We start from the raw sequence: 5,996 nt of genomic DNA, 5'->3' as shown, positions 1-5,996 counted from the left end.
TGCCGACGCCCTCACCCACCCGGGCAGCGCGGGCCTGCCGCTGCAGGACGCCGAAGTCCGCATCCTCGACAGGCAGGGCCAGGCCCTGCCCACGGGCGAGGTCGGCCTGATCTACGTGCGCCAGCCCGCCTATGCCGACTTCACCTACAAGGGCAACGAAGAGGCCCGCCGCAAGATGGACCAGGGCGGCCTCATCACCCTGGGCGACATGGGCTACCTGGACGAGGAAGGCTTTCTCTACGTCTGCGACCGCGACTCGGACATGGTGATCTCCGGCGGCGTGAACATCTACCCGGCCGAGATAGAGAACGAGCTGCTCAGGCACCCCGGCATAGCAGACTGCGCCGTCATCGGCGTGCCCGATGCCGAGTACGGCGAACGGCTGCTGGCCCTGGTCGAGCCCGGCCAGTCAGGCACACTGCCCGAAGCGGAACTGAAAGAATGGCTGCGCGGCCGGCTGGCGGCCTACAAGCTGCCGCGCAGCTTCGTCTTCCAGCGCCTGCCCCGCGACGACAACGGAAAGATCGCCAAAAGAAAGCTGCGCGACGCCCACTGGGGCGCGACGCAGCGCAAGATCTGAACCCGCCAACACCGAAAGAGAAGGAGACAACGCATGAACAAGGCCATCGCATTGCTGCTTGCCGCTGCGGCCACCGCAGCCGCAGCCCCCGGGTTCGCCCAGTCCGACTACCCCAGCAAGCCCATCAAGCTCATCGCCCCGTATGCGCCGGGCGGCTCGGTCGATGTGCTGGCCCGCACCCTGGCCACGCACCTGTCCACCGAGCTCAAGCAGTCCGTGGTCGTGGAGAACCGGCCAGGCGCCAACACCATGATTGCCGCCTCGGCCGTGGCGCGCTCGCCGGCCGACGGCTACACCCTGCTGCTGGCCAGCAATGCCAGCATGGTGCTCAACCCCCTGCTCTACAAGAAGCTCAGCTACAACCCCGACCGGGAGCTGAAGCTCACCAACATCCTGGCCGAGGCCCCGCTGGTGCTGGTCACCAACAGCCAGACCGGCATCAAAAACGTGGCCGACCTCAAGGCCTACTCCAAGGCCCACGCGGGCAAGCTCAACTACAGCTCGGTCGGCCTGGGCAACCCGCTGCAGCTGACCACCGAGCTGATCAAGTCCCGCCTGGACGTGGCCGCCACCCACATTCCCTTCAACGGCAGCGCGCCGGCCCTCACCGCCCTCATGGCCAACGACACCCAGCTCATGGTGGACGTGGCCGGCACCTCCCTGCCCCACATCAAGGCCGGCAAGCTGGTGGCCATTGCCACCACCGGGCCGGAGCGCTCGCAGTTCCTTCCGCAGACGCCCACCATTGCCGAATCGGGCGTGCCGGGCTTCAGGGCCTCCACCTGGTTCGGCATTGCCGTGCCCGCAGGCACGCCCGCGGACGCGCGCAACACCCTGCAGGCCGCCGTCAACAAGGTCATGCTCAACCCCGAGTTCGCCAGTGCCCTGGGCAACCAGACCCTGGCCGCCAGGAAGCCCCAGACCCAGGCCCAGCTCGACGACTTCCTGGCCGCAGACGGCCAGATGTGGCGCAAGGTGATCGCGGACAACGCGATTGCGCTGGAGAACTGAAGACCGAAAAGGTGATGAACTAAGGACCTAAGGGCCGGACACCTCGGCCTGCTCCACGAAGCGCAGCAGGCTGGCCCTGAGGAACTCGGTCATCACCTTGACGGCATGCGAGGGCCGACGGTCCTCGGCCGTGATGATGTACAGCCGGTCGCCCAGGCCGGACACCGTCCAGTCCGGGCACACGCGCTGCACCGCGCCCGATCGCAGCTCGTCCATCACCATGTAGTTGGGCAAGGTGGCCACGCCGCTGCCCCGGAGCATGGACTGCTTGAGGAAGGGGAAATGCTCGCTGGTGATGCAGGGCTCGCACTTGAGCGCAATCTCCTGCTGCCCCTTTTTCACCGAGACGGCATAGGTCTTGCCATCGCCGGGTGGCGTCAGCAACACGCCGTGGGGAATCTCGGCGGGGTCGTGGAACGGCCGCGCCTTGGCATAGGCGCTGCTGGCATACAGGCCAAAGCCCACCGGCCCCAGATCGCGCGCCACCAGGTGCTCCTGCACGTCGCGTGCCACGCGCACGGCCACATCCACCTGGGCGCTCATGGGATCGCTCACCCGGTTGGAGAACAGCACGCGGATGCGCACCTGCGGGTGCCGCTTCTGGAACGCCAGCAGCATGTCGGCCAGATACAGCTCGCCCAGGCCCGTGGGAATGCTCAGCCGCACCGAGCCCGTCACCACATGCTGCAGCGCGTCGATGGCGCCCTGCGCCGCCTCCACCTCCTGGATGATGCTGCGCCCGTGCTCGTACAGCACCTCGCCCGCCGCCGTCAGCAAAAAGCTGCGCGTCGTACGGTGCAGCAGGGTCACGCCCAGCGCCGTCTCCAGCGACTTGAGCTCCTTGCTCACCTTGGAGCGCGTGATGTCGCGCTTGCGCGCCGCAGCGCTGAGGCTGCGCGCGTCCACGATCTCTACGAAATTGCGGATGAGGTTGATGTCCATGGCTTGAGAGCGGCAGGTCAGGCGGGCCGCCTTGTTCGCGGCCTTGTTCGCGGCCGCAGGCAACGCGCCCGGACCGCCACCCCCGGACTATGGCACCGTCACGACGCCTGGCCCCGCCACCCGTGGGCGCCGGGACACAGGGCTTTCCCCGGTGCCCGCCGCATCAGTCCAGGCTGATCTGCGACGAAGAGGCCACCTGCTTCCAGGTCGTCACATCCTTGAGGATCACCGCGCCGAACTGCTCCGGCGTATTGGCCACCACCGTGCCGCCCAGCTCCGCCAGGCGCTGGCGCAGTTGCGGGTCGGCCAGGGCCTGCACGCTGGCCTTGTGCAGCTTGTCGCGGATGTCCTTGGGCAGGCCCTTGGGTGCCAGCAGGCCGTTCCAGGCCTGCACGGCGTAGCCGGGCACGCCGGACTCGGCAAAGGTCGGCACATCGGGCAGCTCGCTGCTGCGCTGGGCCGTGGCCACGGCCAGCGGGCGGATCTTGCCGGACTTGATGTGCGGCAGCGAGGCCGGCAGCGGCTCCCACAGCATGGACACCTGGCCGCCGATCAGATCGGTGAAGGCCGGGCCAGCGCCACGGTAGGGCACATGCATGATCTGCACGCCCGCCTTGGCCTTGAACAGCTCCATGGCCAGATGGCCCAGACCGCCCGCGCCCGAGGACGCATACGACAGATGGCCCGGCTGCGCCTTGGCCAGCGCGATCAGCTCCTTCAGATTGGCCGCCTTGACCGAGGGATGCACGCTGAGCACGCCCGGCACCGTGATCACCTGGGTGATGGGCGTGAAATCCTTCACCGCGTCATAGGGCAGCTTGGTGTAGACGGCCGGATTCGTGCCGTGCGTGCTGGACGTGGCGCCCAGCAGCGTATAGCCGTCCGGCTTGGCATCGGCCACGAAGCGCGTGCCCAGCGAGCCACCGGCACCGGCCTTGTTCTCCACGATCACCGAGGCGCCCAGCACCTTGCCCAGCTGCTGCGCGAACAGGCGGTTCACCACATCGGCCGTGCCGCCGGGCGGAAACGGCACGATCAGGCGGATGGGCTCGGCCGTGGGCCAGCCTGCATCGGCTGCCAGGGCCGACTGCGCGGGCGCCAGGGCGCCCAGGGCCAGGGCCGCCGTGGTTGCAGACAGGCTGCGGATCATGAAATTGCGGCGTTGCATGAGATTTTTCTCCTCGTTGAAATTCTTCGGGACCAGGACCGGCCAGTAACCCGCCAGTCACGGGCAAGTCACCGGCCCAGGCGCTCCAGCCAGGCCAGCACCCGGCCCAGCACCTCGTCGCCATTGGTGTCCAGCATGCAGAAATGCGAATTGCCGGTGATGCCTGCGGCCGGCAGGTCCAGCACCTCGGCGCGGCCGCCCAGGCGGCGCAGCAGCTGCCAATACACATCGGTCTGCGCGCGGTACTTCTGCCACTGCGGGCTGTGCGCGAAATGGTCGCCCCACACCGCCAGGTGCGGGATGGCCGAGGCAGGCGCGAAGGCATCCGCCCCCTCCTGCCCCTGTTGCCCCTGCTGCCCTTCTTGCACCACCGGCATGCCCGTAGGCTCCACGCCCACCACGGCGCGCACCAGGTGCGGCTTGCGGCTGGCCGCATGCGCGGCAAAGCCACCGCCCTGGCTGTGGCCCATCACCACGCAGGGGCCGAACTGCTCCAGCAGCGCGTCATAGGCCGCCATGGCCATGGCCTCATGCCCCAGCCAGCGCGGCACCATCTGCCGCACCAGGGCACAGAAATGCTCATGCGGAAAACGCTGTCCCGCGAAAGGCTCGCCCAGGCCAAGGTCCACGCCTGAAGGCGTCGCATGGCCTATGCGAAACAGCGTCCACGCCTCCTCGGCACTGCGGAACACAGGCGCCTCGGCATAGATCTCGGGGAACATCGCCCAGCCCGCGCGGCCGCGCTCCACGGCATCGCAGACCACCACGTCATGGCCGGCCTCCAGCAGGCGCCACAGCCAGCCCTGGCGCCCATCGGGCGTGGACTCCCACTGCGCACCCGTCATGCCGCCGCCGTGCCACAGCAGCACGGGCAGGGGGCTGCGCGGACGCGCCAGCCGGTACTCAATGGCATACATCTGGCCCACGGCATAGCTGCCATTCATGTCCAGCGGCCGCTCGCCGCCATTGCGCACCACTTCCCTGTGCTGGATCGGCAGATCCCGCACCGTGCGCTGCGCACCGCCAATGAAATGGCTTTGCATCTTCCTGAGGCAAACTTCAGGCATAACAGGGCTTCTCTCGCATGCCGCCATGCTAGGCATGCCCCGCCTTGGTGCTGTGCCGATTGCGGCGGGGCTGTGCCGGATCAGCACAGCCCTACACCCACCCTACCCATGCACGAACTCAACCTCAAACTGCTGCAGGACCTGCAGGCCCTGGCCGACACCGGCAGCCTCTACAAGGCCGCCGAGCGCCGCCACATCACCCACCCCGCCTTTGGCCGCCGCATCCGCGCGCTGGAGGAATGGGCGGGCACGCCCCTGGTCGAGCGCGGCCACCAGTCCACCACGCTCACGGCCGCCGGCAAGACGCTGCTGGCCTCGGCCCATGAAGTGCTGGGCATCCTGGAGCAGACCCACGGCCTGCTGCAGCGCCCCCACCGCACGCGCGATGAAACCATCACCATCGCGGCCGGCCGCACGCTGTCGCACACCGTCCTGCCGGGCATCATCACCGCCCTCAACCAGGCCATGCCCCAGCTGTGCTGGAAAGTGGTCACTACCAGCCTGGACTACGGCGTGGAAATGCTGCTGCAAGGCAAGGTGGACCTGCTCATGTGCCACGCCCAGCCCGCCATCGAAGGCAGCCTGCAGGGCCACCACCTGGCCTGGCTGCCCGTGGGCCAGGACACGCTGATCCCCGTCAGCATCCCCCTGGTCCCGCAACTGCCCAAATACGCCCTGCCCGCCCACGGCGGCGGCCCGCTGGTGCCCTACCTGGACTATGCGCAAAGCATGTCCCTGGGCAAGATCCTGCGCAGCCACCTGCACGAGCTGTGCGACACCACGCGCCTGCGCACCGTCTACGAGGCCGACCTGGCCGACTCCCTGCACGCCATGGTCCACCAGGGCCTAGGCCTGGCCTGGCTGCCGCTCACCCTGGTCAAGACCGACCTGACCGAGGGCCGCCTGGCCCGCGCGGCCGGGCCCGACAAGGACGTGCCCATCAACGTGCGGCTCTACCGGCGGCCTGCGGCGCAGAGCAAGCCGCTCACGCGCAGGGTGTGGGCGGGGTTGGAGAATCTTTATGGGAGGAGTCAGAAGTCGTGAGGCGGGCGGGTCAGTTTGTGTGACTTGGCGGCCGCGGCCTTGCGTTGTTGACCGTCTGTAAATTTGAGCGCCGCGCGCTCTTCTTGCCCCTGCCGGGCGGTTTCTTTTAGAGGCCGGGTCTCGGCCCGGCAGCCGACTGCCCTTTCTTGATTCGCCAAGAAAGGTCAGATCAAAGAAGGCGACC

5 protein-coding genes and 1 pseudogene are annotated in these 5,996 nt (G+C 68.2%); 3 read left to right on the top strand and 3 right to left on the bottom strand.

From position 1 onward, the window contains the following. Nucleotides 1-580 (top strand): annotated as a pseudogene (locus ACM14_RS29925) (AMP-binding protein); the annotation flags it as partial. Nucleotides 581-613: 33 nt separating this feature from the next. Beyond that, nucleotides 614-1,591: a tripartite tricarboxylate transporter substrate binding protein gene (locus ACM14_RS29920; protein WP_012205004.1), complete on the top strand. Its 978-nt coding sequence runs from the start codon at nucleotides 614-616 to the stop codon at nucleotides 1,589-1,591. Between the two features lie 27 nt (nucleotides 1,592-1,618). Here ACM14_RS29920 and ACM14_RS29915 read toward each other — a convergent pair whose 3' ends face one another. The 3 genes from ACM14_RS29915 to ACM14_RS29905 form a co-directional block, all read right to left on the bottom strand. After that, entirely contained in the window at nucleotides 1,619-2,533 is a 915-nt protein-coding gene (locus tag ACM14_RS29915; RefSeq protein WP_065348146.1) for a LysR family transcriptional regulator, read from the bottom strand. Nucleotides 2,534-2,696: 163 nt separating this feature from the next. Continuing rightward, complete coding sequence (locus tag ACM14_RS29910; RefSeq protein WP_012205002.1) at nucleotides 2,697-3,701, bottom strand: tripartite tricarboxylate transporter substrate binding protein BugE; 1,005 nt, start codon at nucleotides 3,699-3,701, stop codon at nucleotides 2,697-2,699. 68 nt (nucleotides 3,702-3,769) lie between these two features. After that, on the bottom strand, nucleotides 3,770-4,744 hold the full coding sequence (locus tag ACM14_RS29905) for an alpha/beta fold hydrolase (RefSeq protein ID WP_065348145.1): 975 nt from the start codon (nucleotides 4,742-4,744) through the stop codon (nucleotides 3,770-3,772). A 132-nt stretch (nucleotides 4,745-4,876) separates the two neighbouring features. Between ACM14_RS29905 and ACM14_RS29900 the strand changes: the two genes are divergently transcribed. Next, a complete protein-coding gene (locus tag ACM14_RS29900; RefSeq protein ID WP_013802857.1) occupies nucleotides 4,877-5,812 on the top strand; it encodes a LysR family transcriptional regulator in 936 nt (311 codons plus the stop codon). Nucleotides 5,813-5,996: the final 184 nt, after the last annotated feature.

The sequence above is a fragment of the Delftia sp. JD2 genome (assembly GCF_001682645.1).
GTDB classification, from domain to species: Bacteria; Pseudomonadota; Gammaproteobacteria; order Burkholderiales; family Burkholderiaceae_C; genus Comamonas; species Comamonas acidovorans.
This window is presented reverse-complemented; position numbering and strand designations above follow the sequence as displayed.